Here is an 18,422-nt window from a genome sequence, read left to right as displayed (position 1 = left end):
GGTGCATACATCTTTTGCTTTAAAGCTAATTGCCTGCTGTGTCTATCATTTTTACGATATCGGTAATATGCATATGTTTTTGACGTTCGCCCGGGGCATAAAAAACGACCGCCCGGAGGCGGTCGTCATATCAAGCAGAGGTGCTCGGAAACGAGCGGACCAGCCGAGTATCAGCCGGCGAATATCTACGCGCGGCCCACGGAGCCGAGGTTCTCCATGCGGATCTTCACGATCTTGGTGATCTCGGCCATGCCCCACTTTGCCGGCTTCTTGGGATCGAAGCACTCCGGGTTCTCGGCCATGTAGGCCATGAAGCCCTTGGTGTAGGCCTGACGCAGCTCGGTGGCGTAGTTCACCTTAGAGATGCCGTTCTTGATGGCCTCGGCAACCTGCTCGTCGGGCACGCCGGAGGTGCCGTGCAGCACCAGCGGGATATCCAGCTTGGAGGCGATCTCACACACGACGTCCTGCTGGATGTGCGGGGTGCCGTGGTACACGCCGTGCGCGGTGCCCACGCCGATGGCGAGGCTGGTGCAGCCGGTGCGCTCCACGAACTCGACGGCCTCATCGGGATCGGTGTAGGGGTTCTCGCCCTCCACGGCCGGGCCGTCGTCCTCCTTGCCGCCGACCTTGCCGAGCTCGGCCTCCACGGGGATGCCCATGGCAGCGCCCACGCGGGCCACCGGCGCGGTGGTGGCGATGTTCTCCTCGTAGGGCACATGGCTGCCGTCGATCATGACGGAGGTGTAGCCCGTGTGCATGGCCTGCATGCAGCGCTCAAAGCCGTCGCCGTGATCCAGGTGCAGGGCAACGGGCACCTCGGTGCGGGCAGCGGCGGCCGCGACCATGCCGTAGAAGTAATCCAAGCCGGCGCTCTTCACCGTACCCGGGGTAGTCTGCATGATGACGGGGGACTTGGTCTCCTCGGCGGCGGCGAGCACCGCCATCACGAACTCAAGGTTCTCCACGTTGAACGCGCCCACGCCATAGTGGTTCTTCTTGGCGTCGAGCAGCATCTCCTTGGTGGTAACGAGCATGAGCTTCGCTCCCTTCTGCGCGGTACCTCGGATGTGCCACGCAACGCAGCCGGTAACCTGCCAACCGGCGTTTTCCTTCGCTATTGTACGCGATTCGCCCGCTCGGCCCGCGCGAGAACGACCACCCACACAATGCCCGGGCTTCTCGCGACAAAACACCGCACGACCGCGCCGGCACAACGGAAAACCCGTTGCACTCGTTCGGTCGTGCGGTGAAACCGGCTAGCGCTTGATCAGGTGCCCTGCTGCGCGGTCGCCTCCGCGCCGCGCGCCGCGGCCGACACTTTCAGGATTTCGCGGTCAATCAACCCTTCCGCTCGCTAATCAACCACGACGCTGCCGTCCTGCGTCACCGTCACGGTCATGCCGTCAGCTACGTAGCTCAAAAAATCCTCGCCCAGGCAGTCGATCACCGGCATGGGCGCGGCGTCGTCCAGCCACACGTCCTGCAGGATGGCGCCGGCGGCGGCCAGTGAGTCTATCTCCTCGCTAAACAGCAGGCACGCGGGCTGCCTGTCCATGGCCACGGCGCAGTACAGCACCAGGCCGCCGGTGGTCGAACCTATGGTCGCGGGCAGGCACAGTGCCTTGCCGCGCATCTTCTTGCCGTACAGGTCGGGGTTGTTCTGGTCGCCGCAGGTCGACTCCTTGTCGCCAAACTGCAACGCTTTCTGAAACGACGCGAGCGTGTTGAGCCCGCCGTGGCTCACGAGCGCCGGCGCACTCACGGTCCCGGGCACCACCACGCGCCCCGTAAACGTCTTTGCCATCATCGCGCTCCCTTCGTGAGGATGTCCAGAATCTCGTCGTCGGTGTAGTAGCGCGCGCTCGAATACGTGCGCAACTTGTTCGAGTTCGTGATCACGGGCATCTTCGCGCTCAGCGGGTTGTTCATGTACATGAGCGGGCAGATGCTCGACACCACCACGCCCGCCGCGTCCAGCACACGCGCAGCCGGCGTGGCCGCAAAGCGCTTCGCCACCGCGGGTGCCGCCGTAAACACGCACGGCACGCTCACGCGCGTGCGGCCGGCCTCGGCCAGTCCCTGCGCTATGCGCTCGCTCCACTGCTCGAGCTGCTCCATGCTCATATGCGGGCACCCCATAAAGCACAGCTTGGGCTTGGCGTCCGCGTTCTTCCACACCACCGGGTAGCTCGCGTGCACGCGCTCAAGCTCGGCATCGTCGATCACATACACCCGCGCGCCCTCGCGCACGAGCGCGCGGCCCTGCTCTCGCGCCTCAGGTGTCAGCCCCTCCACGTGGTACAGGCCCACCGCGCCGTTCGATGCGCACGCCGCACCCATGTCCTTCAGGTACGCCTTCGCGCTGCCATCGAGCTCATCGCCCAGCCATGCGTCCAGCCCCGTGATGTAAGGCACGTCGGCCATCACGCGCATGCCGATGGCCGAACCCAAAAGCTGCGCCTCGGGCCTTCGCTCGCAGCGCACCTCGACCACCCAGTCGGCGCGCCTGCCGTCGTCGGTCAGCAACCCAAACCGCGGCACGAACCCGCACACCGACCCCATCAAATCGATGATGCCCGAGTTACGGTTGCATCGCGCGCCCAGCACCGAGTTCGCATACACCACGGCAGACGACTCCGACCAGCTCAGCACGTCGCCCGCCGCGGGCACGTTGCCCACCTCGTCCATGTAGCACGTGCACGTGAACGCGTCGTCGCCCATCAGCCCCAGCTCGCGCAGCTGCCCCTCGTAAAAATCCTGCTTGCTGTACATGAAGTGCTTGAAGATGATCTTCTGCAAAAAGCTCGCCGGCACGTTGTCATCCAACGGTCTGGGGTCTACCGAGAAACCCGTCTGGCTCACGGCCCCTTCGTCTATGAGCTTGCCCATCAGCTCGTACACCGGCCCCAGCGCCTTGAGCCCAAAGCTCGTCACAAGGTGGTTGTACTTGCTCGTCACGCTCACCATCTCGTCGGCACCATACAGGTCACCGTAGCGCACGAGCGTCTCGAGCACCTTCGCCATCGTCTCGCCGCGCTCGCCGGCGAGCATCGCCTCTTGTTCGGCGGTCAGTTTCATGAGCTTTCCCCCTTCTTTCTACAGCTTCATCGCCACGTCGTACGCACGCCAGATCACGCTGCGCAGATTGCCCACGCCGTTGCAGTCGCCCACCAGGCGAACGCCACGGCCCGATCTCGCAAGCGGCGCAGGCGTGTACCCCGTGGCCGTCACCACGGCGTCGGCTTCGATGACAAACGTCGTGCCGTCCGCGTGCCTGCAGCTCACGCGCAGGCCAGCGTCCTCGGCGCGCGCGATGCCGGCAAGCGTGGTCTCAAGATGCACAGGCACCTGCTTCCAGGCGAACCACTCGCGCAGGTACGAGCTGTTGGCCAGGCATACGCCCTTCTGCGCCACCAGGTCGTCGGCCATCTCGACAATCTCGACGTCGCGCCCCTCGAGCGCGGCGTCGTAGGCCACCTCGCAGCCGGTCAGTCCGCCGCCCACCACCACAACGCGCTGCGCCGCAGGCGGATTCTCCAGGTAGTCGCACGCCTCGTGCGCCAGCTCTATGCCGGGGATGGGCAGCGTGCGCGGGGTCGAGCCCGTCGCCACCACCACAGGGCCGTCGAGCTCGGTAATGTCGCGCACCTCGTCACTCAGGCGCACGTCCACGTTAAGCTGCACCATCTGCCGCTCATACCAGGCAAGTAGATCGCGCATCTTGTCCTTGTAGCTTGCCTGCGCGGCAGCAACGAACACACCGCCCAGGCGCTCGCCGCGCTCGTGAATCACCGGGTGATGGCCTCGCAACGCCAGCACACGGGCGCACTCCATGCCGCCGATGCCGCCGCCCACGATGTGGATCATCTTGGGCGATGAGGTCGGCTTTACATAGTGACGCGACGCCTGCATGGTCTCGGCGTTCACGGCGCAACGCGCCAGATGCAAAGAGTCCATGAGGTCCTGATCGTTGGCCACACCCTTGTAGTGGCACATGTTAAAGCAGCCGTTATGGCACAGGATGCACGGGCGGATATCGGCCTCTCGACCCGCTTTAAGCTTCGACACCCAAGCGGGATCAGCCAGGAACGGCCGAGCGAAGCCCGCGGCGTCGATACGTTTCTCGGCGATGGCCGCGGCGGCGTCGGCAGGCTCCATGCGTCCGGCGCATACGACGGGCACGTCGATGTGCCGGCGCAGCTCGGCCACGTCTCCGAGGTTGCAGTTCTTGGGCATGTAGATAGGCGGGTGGGCCCAGTACCAGGCGTCATAGGTACCGTTATCGCAGTTGAACATGTCGCAGCCTGCGTCGGCCAGGTTGCGCGCAGCCTCGATGGACTCGGCCATGTCGCGGCCGGCCTCTACGAACTGCTCGCCAGGAAGTGCGCCTTGACGCAGGCCCTTCGTCTTGGACTCAACGCTGTAGCGGATGGACACGGGAAAGTCGTCGCCGCAGGCACGCTTGATGGCACGTACGATCTCGGCCGCGAAACGATACCGGTTCTCCAGGCTGCCGCCGTACTCATCGGTGCGCTTGTTCACGTATTTCAGGGCGAACTGATCGAGCAGATAGCCCTCATGGACGGCGTGCACCTCGACGCCGTCGACACCTGCCTCCTTGAGCAGGCGCGACGACTCGGCGAACGACTCGATGATCTGGTCGATCTCGGGCTTGGTGATCTCACGCGACGGCACCTTGTCCGACCAGCGGTTGGGCGAGGGGCTCGGCGCGGCGCAGATGCGCTCGAGGTCCATGACGGGCTTGGCAGCGGCGCGCAGGACGGGGTTCGTGTAGAGCGCCTCCATGAGCGGACTGATGGTGAACGATCGGCCGAAGCCTGCCGTGAGCTGCACGAACAGCTTGGCGCCGGTTGCATGGAACACAGGCATCCACGCCGCTAGGTCGCGGTACATCTTCTTGTTCTTGTGCAGCCATTGGCCGAACATCGGGTTGTACACCGGCTGGCATCCTGGCAGCACCAGGCCGGCATCGTGCTTGGCCACCTCGAGGAGGAACTCGGCTCCCGCACGGTCGAAATGGTTCTTTTCCATCCAACCGAACAGGTCGGTGCCGCCCATCGACGTCATGACGATGCGATTCTTGATAGTAAGAGAACCTATGGTCCAGGGCTCAAAGAGAGGCGCGAGGGTATCGTTCACGGGTGCTCCTTACAGCTTGTAGGTGATCCAGGCGCTCGGGTCGTCGTAGTTCTCGTTGGGAACCCAGTACATCACGCGGTCGGTGAGGTTGTACACGACGCTGTGAACGGTGATGGTGTTGGCGTCGTCGTTGTTCCAGCTACGACGACCCACGGCGGCGAGCACATCCATGGCCGCAGACTCGTCGGCCACGACGCCGTCGGTCGCGGACAGGCGCGTGTAGAGCTCGTTGTAGCGGTCGAGGCCTTTCTTGGCATCGTCGGAAGCGTAGTAGTTAGGCTCGAGCACGAAGTTCGTGACCCACTGGTAGTCGGCCGCAGCCTCGGCCTCGCCGAGCGCGGCATCGTCGTCGTTGTAGATCACGCGCAGCTCACGGGCGGAGCCGTCGGTGTCGGTGTCGTCGTCTGCCGCAACCCACTCGAAGATGGCGCTGCGGCCGGATGCGTCGGCCACCATGTAGTGGTAGCTCGTGCCTGCCGAGTCATGCATGTCGTAAGACTGGGCGATCTCGACGGCCTCGTCCAGATCGTCGGCGTAGTCGAGCACGAGACGAAGGAAGGTGGTAGTGGTCATGTCGGGTTTATCGGTATCTTGGTTCGTGGCTGTGACCTCGCCCTCGTGACCCTGGTAGGTCATGTAGACACCGCAGCTCACGCCGGCGTCGTTCATGCCGTCGAGCGGCGCGTAGGCGGCAGCCAGGCAGGTGAGGCGGTCCATGAGGCCGTCGACCTCGGACTCGGCGTCCATGCCCAGCAGACCCAGGTCGACCGTGGAGACCGTGGCGTGGCGGTCGCCCGAGGCGGAAGTGTGTACGATGGCGGTGTGCGTGGTGTGCATGTCGTAGTTGCGGGCGAACAGCGCGTCGCCGGCTGCCGTGGAGGCGGTGAACGACGAGCAGCCGATCTGGGGCGTGGGCATGGAGATGTCGACGACGCCCTTCGTGATGTTGCCGATGACGAAGTCGATGAGCTCGGCGTCGCTCGAAACGCCGCCCTGCTCGACGAACTTGTCGATGTAGTAGTCGCCGGCCATGGTCATCTCGTAGACGTTGGCGTCGCCGTGGCTTGCATTGCGCTCGCGGATCTTGTGGAAGCTGGCCACGGAGGCGATCTCGTCTTTCCAGGTGAAGCCGATGGTGCCCACGAGGGCCACAATGACAAGCACCAGGACGATGACGATTCTCTTTACGGTCTTGCTCATGTACACGTTCTCCTTTCATTCAGCACACTGTGTGCTGAGATGGGCAAAAGAAGCGGCGATAGGTATGAGACCTACCGCCGAAGAAATGGTGGCAAACGGATGCGCCGAGCGTAGCCCTTAAGCCCTCATGCCCGAAAGCATGAGGTCGAAGCCGTAGCGGAAGCGCGCCAGCGCCTCATCCTCGGGAATGCCGCGGCCGAGCGCATCGGCGTTGAACCCGCGGATAAAGCACCAGATGGCATACGAGGACTGCGCCTCGTCTAGGTCTGCACGCACCACGCCGAGACGTTTTCCCTGCGCGATGAGCGCACGAATCTCGCGATCCCACCAGGCGAAGTTTTCCTCCCCCACCGAGTCGGCCTCGAACACGAACTGGTTGAAGTTCTGCTTGGCGGTGTAGGACAGGTGCAGCGTGCGCTCAGCGACGTGGCGCACGTGTTCGAAGAAGTCGCCCTCGCCGTCATACAGCGCGCACAGGCTTTCGCGCACCTTGCCGGCGATGTCGCGATACACGACATCGAGCACCTCGTCGATATTGGCGAAGCGGTTGTAGAACACGCGGTTCGTGATGTGCAGGTCCTTGAGGACATCGCGCACGGTAAGACTGGCGTAGCCGCGCTCGCACGCGAGGCGTCGCACGCTCGCGACGATCTCATCCGACGTGCCGTCCACGATGCGCGTGGGTTTATCGGCGTCCATGACCCTCCTCACAAAGTCACCTATCAATCAATCAGCACACTGTGTGCTGGGTGATAATGACCGAATGGCGCAACCGTGTCAACGCGCTTCGCATGATGCACAAAACCGGTTGGAATAACCGCCCGCGCGAAAGGGTCGATCTATCACCCGGCTGAAAAGTGTCCAATATACCGGACACTTGGGGGTGCAGACGTACACCCCCTCTCGTTAGGTTTTCTTGGGACCATTTCATCGGTGCATTCGCAGCGAATATGCTGCACTGCTCGCATTTTTACAGCCGCCATTTTGTCGGCTATTTTATGAAAGCTCGGTTCGCCGCGCCATGTGAATGCACCTGAGGTGCGCCCCGGCCGCGAGCACGAACGCTGGCCCAACGCCTGGTGCGTGCGCGAGGGGTAGCGGGAGCCCCGATGCTGCAAAACGGCGGCGTGCCTCGAGGGGCGCGCCGCCGTTAGCAACCTGGCTGCTTTCGAGCGCTCGCTACGGGCGCTGGCCCATACCGCCCTCGAGGGTGACGGTCTCGCCGCTCATGTATTTGAAGTCGTCGCCGGCAAGCGCAACGACCACGCGGCCGATCTCTGCTTCCACGTCGCCGTAATGACCCATGGGCGGCATGTGCACGTTGGCCTTGAACGCGTCGGGATAGGCCTCCTTGAAGCCCTCGAGCGTAGCCGTCCAGGCGAGTGGGCACACCACGTTGACGTTGATGCCGTCGGGCCCCCACTCGGTAGCGGCCACGCGCGTGAGGCCGCGGATGCCCTCCTTAGCAGCCGCGTAGGAGCACTGTCCGTAGTTGCCAAACAGGCCCGCGCCGGAGGCGAAGTTCACCACCGAACCGCGGGTCTCCTTGAGGTGCGGATAGCATTTCTGCATGTAGAGGTAGGTGGCGTACAGACCGGAATACATGGCGAGGTTGAATTGCTCCATGGTGTGGTCGGCAATGGTCACGCCCGAAGCCGATGCCTGCGCGTTGTTCACCAGCGCATCGATGCGGCCGAACTTCTCGATCGCGGCGTCCACCACGGACTGCACGACGGCCTCGTTATCTGCACCGGCGGAAACGTCGGCCGCCACGGGGAGCACCTCGATGCCGTATGCGCGCTCGAGCTCCTCCTTCGCAGCTTCGAGCTTTGCCACGTTGCGCCCGGTGATAACCAGGTTGGCGCCCTCCTTGGCAAACGCGATGTCGATGCCGTAGCCGATGGATCCGGCGCTGCCGTCCTTAAGCGTGGCGCGTCCGCCGCCGGTTACGATGACGGTCTTTCCCGTGAACTTGCCCATGATGAGAATCCCTTCGTGAGTGGTTGAACCACGTAGACTGGTACCCCAGGCGCAGGCACCGAAGCGCGCCTTTGGGCCGAGCGGACGCCACCTCTCGGCGAATTACCGCCGCTCGCGAACACCGTGCAAGCCGTATAGTGTTACACGTGTTTTGCGCATGCGAGCGGCCGACATTCGGTGACGACGACGGATCGTCACCGCACATGACAACTGAACCTGGTCCAGCCGGCATGCCGGTAAGAGCTACCAGGCGGCGCGCTGGTGGATGAGCGCTTCCACATGAACCAAGTCCCGCTCGGGAAAGTAGGTATACACCAGGTCGAAGGGGTTGGGAGCGACCTTGCGCACCCCATCGCCAAACTGGAGCTTGACCGACGCGAGAGTAGGTACACAACATCATGAAAAAGGACGGCCCAACAGGACCGCCCCAATTGAAACAAAACCTCCATCCCCGTGTTCCATCCGGGACGCGATCACGTTGCCCATGCGCGAGCGGCTCGGGGACGGACGCTACAGAAAGACCTGGGAGAAGATGATAGAGCCGGCGTGCGAGTTCCATCCGGAGCCGGACGTGCAAACGGTGGGGTAACACAGCCCCTAACGAAAAGAAGGAGCGCCCTCGTAAACCGAGAAGCGCTCCCCTATCGATTTGCGCGTTGATGCCTTCGCTACGCGAGCAGCTCGTTGATCTGCTGCAGGATGGCCTCGGTGTCGGCGCGGGCGTAGGCGTCCGGGTCGATAACCGCCACGGGGGCCTGCGTGGCCTCCTTGAGGTTGTCGGCGGCAAAGCCCACCTGCGGAGCGAGCAGCACCACGTCGGACGCAGCGAGCTCATCGATGGCCTGGGCCAGCGGAAGGGCGGAGACCTCGAGCTCGGCCCCAGTGGCAGCGATGGAGGCCTCGAGCTTGTTCACCAAAAGGCTAGTGCTCACGCCCGAATTGCAGCAAACGAGAATCTTCTTCATAGAGGTACCAACTTTCTGTTCGGTCGTTCGGTCTATCGTGCATGCAACGGCACAGTATACATGCAATCCGCAGCTCGCTGCCATAGCGTGACGCCCGTGTCGGAACGAAATGCCACGAACCTTGCGAGTCAGACATTTCGCCCCGACACAGGCGTCACGCCGGTCCGGCAACCGGTCCGGCAGACACGGGTGCAAGCTCCGCATCGGCCGGACCGAACGTTCTCGAGAAGGAGTTACTTCTTCTGCACGTACTTCAGGCAGTCGAGGGTAACGGCGACGAGGATGATGATACCGGAGCAGACGAACTGCAGGTTGGTATCGATGCCGAGGATGGTCAGCGAGTAGGTCAGCGCGGTGAAGATCAGCACGCCGATGGTGATGCCGGAGATCTTACCGATACCACCGGTGAAGGAGATGCCGCCGACCACGCAGGCCGCGATGGCGTCGGTCTCCCAGCCCTGGCCGTATGCAGCGGAACCAGAACCGACCATGCGGATGCACTCGAGCCAGGAACCAAAGCCGTAGAGGATGCCAGCGAGGATGAACACGCCGATGGAGACGGCGAAGACGTTGATGCCGGAAACGCTCGCGGCCTCGGGGTTGCCGCCCACGGCGTACATGTTCTTACCAAAGGTGGTCTTGTTCCAGATGAACCAGACGATCGCGATGGCAGCGACGGCCCACAGGATGATCGTGGGGAAGGAACCAAGCTTCGGGATTACCATGTTGGGGATCGTGGGCTCGATGGCGCCGAAGGAGACGCCCTTGGTGGCGTAGGTCATGAGACCGAAGATAATCAGCATGTTGGCCATCGTGGAGATGAACCAGTGCATCTTGAAGCGCGCAGTAAAGAAGCCAGCGAGCGCGGAGAACGCGGTGCAGAGCACGATGTTCACGAGCAGCGCCAGGATCACGCGGACGGGCACGGCAAGGCTGGTAAGGTCAAGCGCGACACCGAAGATGGTGCCCGTGTTGGGGCCAAGGTGCATGATCGCCGTGGAGATGACCATGCACATACCGACCATACGGCCGATGGACAGGTCGGTACCGGTCTGAAGAATCAGGCCGCCGACGCCCAGCGCCAGGAAGATACGGGGCGAGGCCTGCTGCAGAATGTTCAGCACGTTGGTGGTGGTGAGCAGCTGCGTGCCCTTCACCGCCGGGGTGATAGCGCAGAGCGCCGCGAACACGAGCACGATGGCGATGTACAGGCCGTTGTTCAGCAGGAACGTACGCGTGTTGAACGTGTAGGCGTAGTGCTCCCTCTTCTGGGCCATGTTCTCGCCGAAGGTGAACTTCGACATGCGAAGCAGGTCGATGAGGTGGTACTCGTACACGAACGCCTCGTGCTGGCGGTCCTTGATGCGCTGGAGCTCCTGCTGGTAGGAGACCTTGGCGTCGAACTGCTTGTTCTTGTAGACGTACTTCTCGTCCTTGATCTCGGCGGCGTCCTTGATCTTGGCGATGTCTGCCTTATGGGCGCGCTCGAGCTCGGCCAGGTTCTTCTGGTAGGCCACCTTGGCGGCCTCGCGCTCGGCGGCGCAGCTCGCCTTGACGGGCTCCAGATAGTCCTTGGCGAAATGTGCCTTGAGGTAGCCCTCGGCGTCGGCGATCAGCTTATCGACCTCGGCCTTGTTCTTGCTCTCGACGGCCTTGGCCTTCTCCATCTCGGCCTTGTAGCCGGCGATGAGCTTGTCCTGCTCGGCCTTGGTGAGCACCTTGTCGCCACGGGTGGCGTCGATGCTCGACTGCAGGTCCACGACCTTGGTGGTGCCGTCTAGGCGAAGCGCGTCGATCTTCTTCTGAATGCCGCTGACATATTCGTCGATGGGCTGGAGGAGCTTGGTCTCCTCCTCAACGGTCAGGATCTTGCCCGCTGTAGTTGCCATATGTTCCATCCCCCTTGTTACAGATACTTGGCGCTCAGGCGCAGCAGCTCTTCCTGGTTCGTCTCCTTGGTGTTGACGATGCCGGAGAGGTGCCCGTTGGACATGACGCCGATGCGGTTGGTGATGCCCAGGATCTCGGGCATCTCGGACGAGACGACGATCACCGTGGTGCCATGCTTGGCCATGTCGATGATCAGCTCATAGATCTCGTACTTGGCGCCGACGTCGATACCGCGCGTGGGCTCGTCCATCATGAAGACCTTCGGGTAGCGCTCAAGCCACTTGCCGAAGATGACCTTCTGCTGGTTGCCGCCGGAAAGGCTGCTGATCAGGTCGTCCGGGCCCATGCACTTGGTGTGCATGGTCTTGATTTCCTTGTTGGTGGCGCGCACCATCTTGGAGTCGGAGAGCGCGAAGCCGTTCTTGTAGCTGTCGAGGTTGGCGATCGTGGTGTTGAACGTCAGATCGCCCTTCATGAACAGGCCGTTGGCCTTACGCTCCTCGGTGATCAGCGCGAAGCCGTGTTCCATGGCGTCCTTGGCGCAACTGAAGTTCATGAGGCGGTCGCGGAAGTACACGCGGCCGGCGGCACGCGTGCGCACGCCGAAGATCGTCTCGAGCAGCTCGGTACGACCGGCGCCCACCAGGCCGTACAGACCGAAGATCTCGCCCTGGCGCACGTCGAACGAGATGTCCACCAGGTGCGGCTCGAACTTGGTGGAAAGGTGCTGGATGGAAAGGATCGGCTCGCCCGGCTTGTTGTCCACCGGCGGGAAGCGGTTGTCCAGCGAACGACCGACCATGGCCGAGATCAGCTCGTTCATGTTGGTCTCGGAGGTCTTCTTGGTCATGACCAGGTTGCCGTCGCGCAGCACCGAGACGTCGTCGCAGATCTCGAAGATCTCGTCCATCTTGTGGGAGATGTAGATCAGCGAGATGCCCTGCCCCTTGAGCATGCGCATCATCTTGAAGAGCTTGTCGACCTCCTGCGTCATCAGCGAGGAGGTGGGCTCGTCGAGCACGATGACCTTCGCGTTGTACGAGATGGCCTTGGCGATCTCGCACATCTGGCGCTGGGAGACGGACATGTCCTTCATGGGCTGCGTGAGGTTGACGGTCATGCCCAGCTTGCGGAACAGGTCGCCGGCCTCCTTCTTCATGCGGCCCTCGTCGATGACGCCGAGCGAATTCGTGGGATAGCGGCCCAGGAACAGGTTGTCGACCACCGAGCGCTCCAGGCACTGGTTGAGCTCCTGGTGCACCATGGCGACGCCGTTCTCAAGGGCGTCCTTCGGACCGGAGAAATTGACTTCCCTACCGTCCAGGATGATGGTTCCCTCATCCTTCTGATAGGTGCCGAACAGGCATTTCATCATCGTGGACTTACCGGCGCCGTTCTCACCCATAAGACCCATCACGGTCCCGCGGCGCACGTTCAGGTTGATGTGGTCCAGAACGCGGTTACGGCCGAACGTCTTGCTCATCCCCTGGATGGACAGCACGATGTCGTCTTGCTTGTCTGACATGTTTTTCACCCCTCAATTACCTCAATCCGCGCGGAAATCCTCGCCGCGCACCATGACTCGCCTTGGTGCGTGGAGAGGAGCCTACGGGAAACACGACCCGTTTGCACGGGATTCCAAACGAAGGGGAGAGGAGTTGCTCCTCTCCCCTTCTTGCGCGTTAGAACGATGGTTCCTCAGCACATGTCTTCAAACCAGTCGCCTGATTCCTAGCCCAGGATCGACGTGTAGGAAGCACCGTTGTCGGTCTTGACCATGTTGATGGCGAAGCCGTCGTACTGGTCAGGGTTGCCCAGACGGTTGGTGATGTTGGACTCGTTCTGACCGTCGCCGTCGACGTAGTCGATCTCGAGGTCCAGGAGCTTCTCGTACTTCTTGAGCAGCGGCTTGTAGGTGGCGCCCAGGAAGTTGTCGGCGGAGTTGTAGGTGGACAGCCAGACCTTCTTGGTGTCGGCCTTGATCTGGGACTGCGCGGTCTTGTAGAGCGCGGTGGCGTCCAGGAAGTCCTTGTAGTTGTCGGCGGTGACGGCGAGGTTCATCGCGTAGTAGGAGCGATCCTCCTCGACGTACTTGTAGTCGTCCTCGGAGAGCACGTTGCCAGCATCGTCGGCTTCGGCGATACCCGTGTTGATGTCCACGCCGTCAAAGACGTTGCGGAGCAGACGCAGCGTGAGGTACGCCTGAACAGCGGGGTTCTGGGAGATGGTTCCGCCGTAGCCCTGGCCGATGGCCTCAACGGCGTCGGAGTTGGCGTCGTAACCGAAGGTCGGCACGCCCTTCTCCTTGGACCAAGCGTTGAACATGGCCATGCCCATGCCGTCGTTGTTGGAGACGATGACGTTAATCTTGTCGCCGAAGGAGGAGGCCCAGGTGCCGATGGCGTTACCGGCGGTCGGGGCGTCCCAGGTGGCGCCGGCGGAGGTCTTCATCTCCTGCGAGGCGAGCTCGCGGATCGTGTACTCCTTGCCGTCGTCGGCCTTGATGGTGCCGTCCTGGACCACGGAAGAGGAGCCGTCCGTGTTGGTGCCGGCGGCGTCGGAGACGATAGCGCCGTCCTTCTCAACGGCCGTACCGAGGGCCTTGCGGCAACCACGGGTACGGGCGATGGAGTCGTTGTGTCCCACGTCGCCGATGGCCAGCACATAGCCGATCATGCCGTCACCGTCGGAGTCGAGCTCAGCGGCGTGCTTCTTGATGTAGTCGGCCACCATGGTGCCCTCGAGCTCGCCACCCTGGTTGGCGTCGAAGCCCACGTAGTAGGTGTTCTTGTTGAAGTTCAGGGTGGTCTTGTCCAGCTCACCGGTGGTGGAGTTGGACGGCTGGCGGTTGTAGAACACAACCGGCTTGTCGGTGCTGCTACCAGAAGCGGAGCTGGCACCGCTGCCCGTGCTGCTGGAGGTACCACCGCCGCCGCAGCCCACGAGGGCGAGCGCGGCAGCGCCGAGACCGGCAGTCTGGACGAACTGACGACGTGTAACTTGCATGGGATTACTCCTTTCCAGGGGCGAGGTATTCGCCCGCTGCTTGAAGACGATTTACATATTAGCCACCCATGAAACCGTGTCCACGGTCTCATGTTAACGTACTCACGAGCGGTCGATAACGGTCGGTGGACGGTAAGGACAAACACCGGGAATGGTAAGCGCTGAAGAAAACCCGCAGCTTAACGGCCCCGCGGGTTGAGTCAGCGAATATCCGCGACCGTTGACCGCTCAACGAGCTTGCCCGGTACCCGCACCGCGCGCGCCGGGCCACCCCCCACCGCGAGGTCGAACATCATGCGGCCGCGCTCGAGCATGTCGAAGCGCACCGTCGTGAGGTCGTTGTGCGGAATGATGCCCCGGAGCGAATCGTCCACGCCCACCACGCTCACGTCGTCGGGAACGCTGATGCCGCTGTTGGCGAGCGCGGCGATGATACCGAGCGCCATCTGGTCGTTACCGGCGAACACCGCGGTCATCTCGCGGTCTTGGGCGAGCTTGAGGCCGATCTCGTAGCCGCTATCGGCCGACCAGTCGCCGCGCAGGGGCTCCACCGGGCTCACGTTCGCGGCCTCGAGCGCATCGCGCCACCCGGCCTCGCGGAAATCGGAATGGGATGAGTACGTTGGCCCCGCCACGAAGCGGATCTGCGTATGACCGTGCTCCAACAGGTAATTGGTGATCATGGTGCCGCAGCCGTACTGGTCGGCGTCGATGGTGGTGCAGCGCGGATGCGCGTACATGGTGACGAGCACCGTCTCCAACCCCGGTAGCGGCGTGTAGTCCTCAAAGTCCTCGGGTAGGACCGAGAGGTTGATGATGGCGCCGTCCACCGGCAGCTCCGCCAAGCGGTGCGTGGCCGAGGACACCAGGTAGGGCACCTGCTCGGGGCCCATCTCGATCATCGTGACGGCATAGCCCTGCTCGCGCGCGGCGATCACCACGCCCTCGAACATGGACAGGTTGCCCGCCATGGAGATATCGAACGTGCAGAGGCCCACGTTGCGGTAGCGGCCCGAGCGCAACGAGCGTCCGGCAAAACTGGGACGAAAACCCAGCTCGGCAATGGCTTTGTTAACCCTATCGCGCGTGGCCTGGCTCACGTTGGGCTGACCGTTCACCACGCGCGAGACGGTCTGCTGCGAGACGCCCGCGGCAGCCGCCACGTCCGCCATGGAGACCGAGCGATGCGCATCGCACGCAGCCTTCGGCATCTTATCCATCACCCGGCTTCCTTTCATGTAGACGCAGAGGCGGGCACGTTCCGTCTTGCAGAAGTGCCCGCCCCTCGTCAGAGGCTCCTACAGCACGTCGATGAAGCGCTGCTGGGCGGCGCGACCCGTCACGTCCCACTTGAAGACGCCGGCATCCTCGAGCACGTGACCAAAGACATGGCCCACCTCGTCGCTGATCACCTGCTGGGCGCACGCGGCGTCGAGCTCCGGATGCGCGGCGGCCACCTCGCGCGCCCAGGCCGCATGGCTCTGGGTGAGCGGGTCGGTCTCGAGCGCGTCCAGGTCACCGGCGAGCAGATGGTCCTCAACCGCGCCGAGCTCCGCCACCAGGCGCGGCGGCAGGATGGCCAGGCCCATAACCTCGATGAGGCCGATGTTCTCCTTCTTGATGTGGTGCCATTGCGCGTGCGGGTGGAAGATACCGAGCGGGTTCTCCTCGCTCGTCACGTTACAGCGCAGCGCCAGGTAGGCCTCGTAGGTGTCGCCGCCGGCATGGCCCTCGGCGTCCACGCGGCGGATGACGGGGGTCACCGTGTTGTGCGGCGTGCCGTCGACGTCGCGGGCGATGACGCCCACGGACTCGTCCGTCCAAGCGCGCCAGGCGTCCACCACGTGCACGCAGGCTTCGAGCAGCTCATCGCGGTTCGCGCTCCGCAGGCGCAGCACCGAGAGCGGCCACTCGAGCACCACACCCTCGACGTCCGGATAGGCCGCCATGGTGAAGGGCATGGTCGGCGCCGCCTTCATCATCGGGAACTCGTGATCGCCGCCCTGGAAGTGATCGTGCGAGAGAATCGAGCCACCCACGATGGGCAGGTCGGCGTTGGACCCGATGAAGTACTGCGGCAGCAGGTCCACGAAGTCGAGCAGGCAGGTCAGGCTCGCGCGGTCGATGTGCATGGGCCGATGGTGCGCGCTCATCACGATGCAGTGCTCGTTGAAGTACGCGTACGGGCTGTACTGCAGGCCGTAGCGGTCACCGTCGAGCTCGATGGGGATGATGCGCAGGTTCTGGCGGGCGGGATGATCACCCGAGCCGCTCGCGGCGGAGCGTCCGGGATAGCCCTCGTTCTCGATGCAGAGCTGGCAGGCCGGGTACTTCTCGCCCGTCGCCTTGGCACGACCGGCCGCGGCGATGTCGCGCGGGTCCTTCTCGGGTTTGGAGCGGTTGATGGTGATATCCAGCTCGCCCCAGCGACCCGGCGTCGTCCACGCGATGTTGCGCGCGATGGCGGCGCGGCGCACGTAGCTCGCATCGCAGCAGAGCTTGTAGAACCAGTCCGTGGCCGCGCGCGGGCCCTCGGTGCAGAGAATGTCGTCGAAGACCGAGACAACGTCGGAGGGGCGCGGGGTGAGCACGCCCATCACGCGCATGGCCGCGCGGTCGCGGCCGCTCGCGGTGTCCTCAGCCACGCCGTTCTCCACGGCAACGTCGGCCAGGCGGCCGAGCGTGTCCTCGAGGTCGAAGGGCTCGGGCACCACGAGCTCGTCTAGCTCGATCTCGACTTCGTCGTCCTCTTCGGCGTCCGGGTCGACCTCGATCTCCACGGGGCCCACCGGAGCCACGTCGTAGTCGGGGTCGAGCACCCACTCGTCGCCCGGCTCGGGGCCGGTCGCGCCCACGGCCTCGAGCACCGCGTTGTAGGCCCATACGCGGTCCTCGTCGCCGATGAGCTGGTTATCGCACGCGTAGTTCACCAGCGCGCGAATGTCCTCGCTTACAGCCATGCGGCAACGGCCCCCTCGTCAGAGATGTGGTAGTGACGGCAGGAGCCCTCGCCCAGCCACGCGTCCATCTGCTTGATGAAGCTGTCGATTAGCTCGTTCGGCACGAAGCACTGGATGGAGCCGCCGAAGCCGCCGCCGTGGATGCGGATGGCGCCGCGACCGTCCAGGATGTGCTCGGCCATGCCCAGCGCCGCCATAGCGGGCTGGAAGTCGCCGCCCGTGGAGACGTTCTGCAGGAACATGCCCGAGGACGCGCCCGACTCGCGGGTGAGCTTGAGGAAGGTGTCGATGTCGTCGGTCTGGAGCGCATCCCAGCGGTGATCCACCAGGTCGTTCTCGTACCAGTAGTGGATGGCGCGGATGAGCGCGCGGTCGCCCAGCTGCTTGCGGATCTCGGGGAGCTTGGCGTCGAAGTCGGCTTTGTCGACCTCGCACAGGCGGTCGTGGCCGAGCATCTTGGCCACGGCCTGCATCTCCACGGGCACGGCGGCGTAGTCGTCGGTGAAGGGGGCGTGGTCGCAGCCCACGTCAACGAGCACGAGGCCGTAGCCGTGGTCATCGAAGGAGAAGTCGAGCTTGGAGCTCTGCGGAATCTGCGGGTTCTCGAAGTCCATGAAGGCCAGGCCGCCCAGGCACACGGCGAGCTGGTCCATGAGGCCGCAGGGCTTGCCGAAGTAGTCGCGCTCGGCATGCTGGCTCATCTTGGCGAGCTCCACCGGCGAGACGTGCGGACCCTCCCAGAAGGCCTCCATCACGCGGCCGTAGAGGGCCTCGACGGCAGCCGAGGAGGACAGGCCACCGCCGGCGGGGATGTTGCCGATCTTGGCCAGGTCGAAGCCTGCGGGCGTGCGGCCCGTCTCGGCCAGGCAGGCGGCCATGCCGCGGGCCAGGCTGATGGCGGTGACCTTCTCGTCGTCCTTGGGCTCCAGACCCGAGGTGAGGTCGAGCTCGAAGAGCGGGAAGTCGGCGTCGACCACGCGGATGGTGTCGGTGCCGTTGGGCACGGCGATGCCCACGATCGAGACGTCGAGCGCGCCGGCGATGACGTGGCCGCCCTCGTGGTCGGTGTGGTTACCCGCGATCTCGGAGCGCCCCGGTGCGTTGACGACGAGCGCGCGGCGGTCGCCGATCGGCCCGAAGTGCTCCTCGAACAGCGCCTTCACGGCCTCGAGGCGCTCGGGCGCGATGCCCAGAATCGTGTCTGCCATGGATATCCCCTTTCTTTGCGCGGACCCTTCCCCGCGCAACTTGATACCGA

14 protein-coding genes are annotated in these 18,422 nt (G+C 63.7%); all 14 read right to left on the bottom strand.

The window, feature by feature from the left end:
- Positions 1–185 precede the first annotated feature (185 nt).
- The 14 genes from GDJ97_RS05375 to GDJ97_RS05310 all read right to left on the bottom strand — a co-directional run bounded on the left by GDJ97_RS05375 (position 186) and on the right by GDJ97_RS05310 (position 18,372).
- The gene (locus tag GDJ97_RS05375; protein WP_152070270.1) at positions 186–1,037 is read right to left on the bottom strand and encodes a class II fructose-bisphosphate aldolase; all 852 of its coding nucleotides are present in this window, start codon (positions 1,035–1,037) and stop codon (positions 186–188) included.
- Positions 1,038–1,357: 320 nt separating this feature from the next.
- A complete protein-coding gene (locus GDJ97_RS05370; RefSeq protein WP_152070269.1) occupies positions 1,358–1,807 on the bottom strand; it encodes an aconitase X swivel domain-containing protein in 450 nt (149 codons plus the stop codon).
- The gene (locus GDJ97_RS05365; RefSeq protein ID WP_152070268.1) at positions 1,807–3,081 is read right to left on the bottom strand and encodes an aconitase X; all 1,275 of its coding nucleotides are present in this window, start codon (positions 3,079–3,081) and stop codon (positions 1,807–1,809) included. Before GDJ97_RS05365 ends, GDJ97_RS05370 begins: the two co-directional genes overlap by 1 nt.
- A gap of 18 nt (positions 3,082–3,099) precedes the next feature.
- Positions 3,100–5,163 carry an FAD-dependent oxidoreductase gene (locus tag GDJ97_RS05360; protein ID WP_152070267.1) on the bottom strand — a complete coding sequence of 688 codons (2,064 nt, stop codon included), beginning with the start codon at positions 5,161–5,163 and terminating at the stop codon, positions 3,100–3,102.
- Between the two features lie 9 nt (positions 5,164–5,172).
- Entirely contained in the window at positions 5,173–6,363 is a 1,191-nt protein-coding gene (locus tag GDJ97_RS05355; RefSeq protein ID WP_152070266.1) for a carcinine hydrolase/isopenicillin-N N-acyltransferase family protein, read from the bottom strand.
- A gap of 117 nt (positions 6,364–6,480) precedes the next feature.
- The gene (locus GDJ97_RS05350) at positions 6,481–7,062 is read right to left on the bottom strand and encodes a TetR/AcrR family transcriptional regulator (RefSeq protein WP_152070265.1); all 582 of its coding nucleotides are present in this window, start codon (positions 7,060–7,062) and stop codon (positions 6,481–6,483) included.
- A gap of 480 nt (positions 7,063–7,542) precedes the next feature.
- Positions 7,543–8,343, bottom strand: coding sequence for an SDR family NAD(P)-dependent oxidoreductase (locus tag GDJ97_RS05345; RefSeq protein ID WP_152070264.1), 801 nt, complete (start codon positions 8,341–8,343; stop codon positions 7,543–7,545).
- 668 nt (positions 8,344–9,011) lie between these two features.
- Positions 9,012–9,308: a PTS sugar transporter subunit IIB gene (locus GDJ97_RS09355; protein WP_193221322.1), complete on the bottom strand. Its 297-nt coding sequence runs from the start codon at positions 9,306–9,308 to the stop codon at positions 9,012–9,014.
- 233 nt (positions 9,309–9,541) lie between these two features.
- Positions 9,542–11,197 carry a galactoside ABC transporter permease gene (locus GDJ97_RS05335; protein WP_152070262.1) on the bottom strand — a complete coding sequence of 552 codons (1,656 nt, stop codon included), beginning with the start codon at positions 11,195–11,197 and terminating at the stop codon, positions 9,542–9,544.
- A 17-nt stretch (positions 11,198–11,214) separates the two neighbouring features.
- Entirely contained in the window at positions 11,215–12,723 is a 1,509-nt protein-coding gene (locus tag GDJ97_RS05330; RefSeq protein WP_152070261.1) for a sugar ABC transporter ATP-binding protein, read from the bottom strand.
- Positions 12,724–12,929: 206 nt separating this feature from the next.
- Entirely contained in the window at positions 12,930–14,204 is a 1,275-nt protein-coding gene (locus GDJ97_RS05325) for a substrate-binding domain-containing protein (RefSeq protein WP_152070260.1), read from the bottom strand.
- Between the two features lie 200 nt (positions 14,205–14,404).
- On the bottom strand, positions 14,405–15,424 hold the full coding sequence (locus GDJ97_RS05320) for a LacI family DNA-binding transcriptional regulator (protein ID WP_226808842.1): 1,020 nt from the start codon (positions 15,422–15,424) through the stop codon (positions 14,405–14,407).
- A 78-nt stretch (positions 15,425–15,502) separates the two neighbouring features.
- The gene (locus GDJ97_RS05315; RefSeq protein ID WP_152070259.1) at positions 15,503–17,164 is read right to left on the bottom strand and encodes a UDP-glucose--hexose-1-phosphate uridylyltransferase; all 1,662 of its coding nucleotides are present in this window, start codon (positions 17,162–17,164) and stop codon (positions 15,503–15,505) included.
- The gene (locus GDJ97_RS05310) at positions 17,155–18,372 is read right to left on the bottom strand and encodes a galactokinase family protein (protein ID WP_152070257.1); all 1,218 of its coding nucleotides are present in this window, start codon (positions 18,370–18,372) and stop codon (positions 17,155–17,157) included. The genes GDJ97_RS05315 and GDJ97_RS05310 overlap by 10 nt, the downstream gene beginning before the upstream one ends.
- Positions 18,373–18,422: the final 50 nt, after the last annotated feature.

The organism is Collinsella sp. AK_207A (assembly GCF_902501965.1).
GTDB lineage: Bacteria > Actinomycetota > Coriobacteriia > Coriobacteriales > Coriobacteriaceae > Collinsella.
This window is presented reverse-complemented; position numbering and strand designations above follow the sequence as displayed.

Excerpts from the sequence above, each read along its gene's own strand:
- GDJ97_RS05310 (WP_152070257.1), bottom strand. The coding sequence starts at position 18,372 with ATGGCAGACACGATTCTGGGCATCGCGCCCGAGCGCCTCGAGGCCGTG.
- GDJ97_RS05315 (WP_152070259.1), bottom strand. The coding sequence starts at position 17,164 with ATGGCTGTAAGCGAGGACATTCGCGCGCTGGTGAACTACGCGTGCGAT.
- GDJ97_RS05365 (WP_152070268.1), bottom strand. The coding sequence starts at position 3,081 with ATGAAACTGACCGCCGAACAAGAGGCGATGCTCGCCGGCGAGCGCGGC.
- GDJ97_RS09355 (WP_193221322.1), bottom strand. The coding sequence starts at position 9,308 with ATGAAGAAGATTCTCGTTTGCTGCAATTCGGGCGTGAGCACTAGCCTT.
- GDJ97_RS05350 (WP_152070265.1), bottom strand. The coding sequence starts at position 7,062 with ATGGACGCCGATAAACCCACGCGCATCGTGGACGGCACGTCGGATGAG.
- GDJ97_RS05355 (WP_152070266.1), bottom strand. The coding sequence starts at position 6,363 with ATGAGCAAGACCGTAAAGAGAATCGTCATCGTCCTGGTGCTTGTCATT.
- GDJ97_RS05335 (WP_152070262.1), bottom strand. The coding sequence starts at position 11,197 with ATGGCAACTACAGCGGGCAAGATCCTGACCGTTGAGGAGGAGACCAAG.
- GDJ97_RS05375 (WP_152070270.1), bottom strand. The coding sequence starts at position 1,037 with ATGCTCGTTACCACCAAGGAGATGCTGCTCGACGCCAAGAAGAACCAC.
- GDJ97_RS05345 (WP_152070264.1), bottom strand. The coding sequence starts at position 8,343 with ATGGGCAAGTTCACGGGAAAGACCGTCATCGTAACCGGCGGCGGACGC.
- GDJ97_RS05325 (WP_152070260.1), bottom strand. The coding sequence starts at position 14,204 with ATGCAAGTTACACGTCGTCAGTTCGTCCAGACTGCCGGTCTCGGCGCT.
- GDJ97_RS05330 (WP_152070261.1), bottom strand. The coding sequence starts at position 12,723 with ATGTCAGACAAGCAAGACGACATCGTGCTGTCCATCCAGGGGATGAGC.
- GDJ97_RS05320 (WP_226808842.1), bottom strand. The coding sequence starts at position 15,424 with ATGGATAAGATGCCGAAGGCTGCGTGCGATGCGCATCGCTCGGTCTCC.
- GDJ97_RS05370 (WP_152070269.1), bottom strand. The coding sequence starts at position 1,807 with ATGGCAAAGACGTTTACGGGGCGCGTGGTGGTGCCCGGGACCGTGAGT.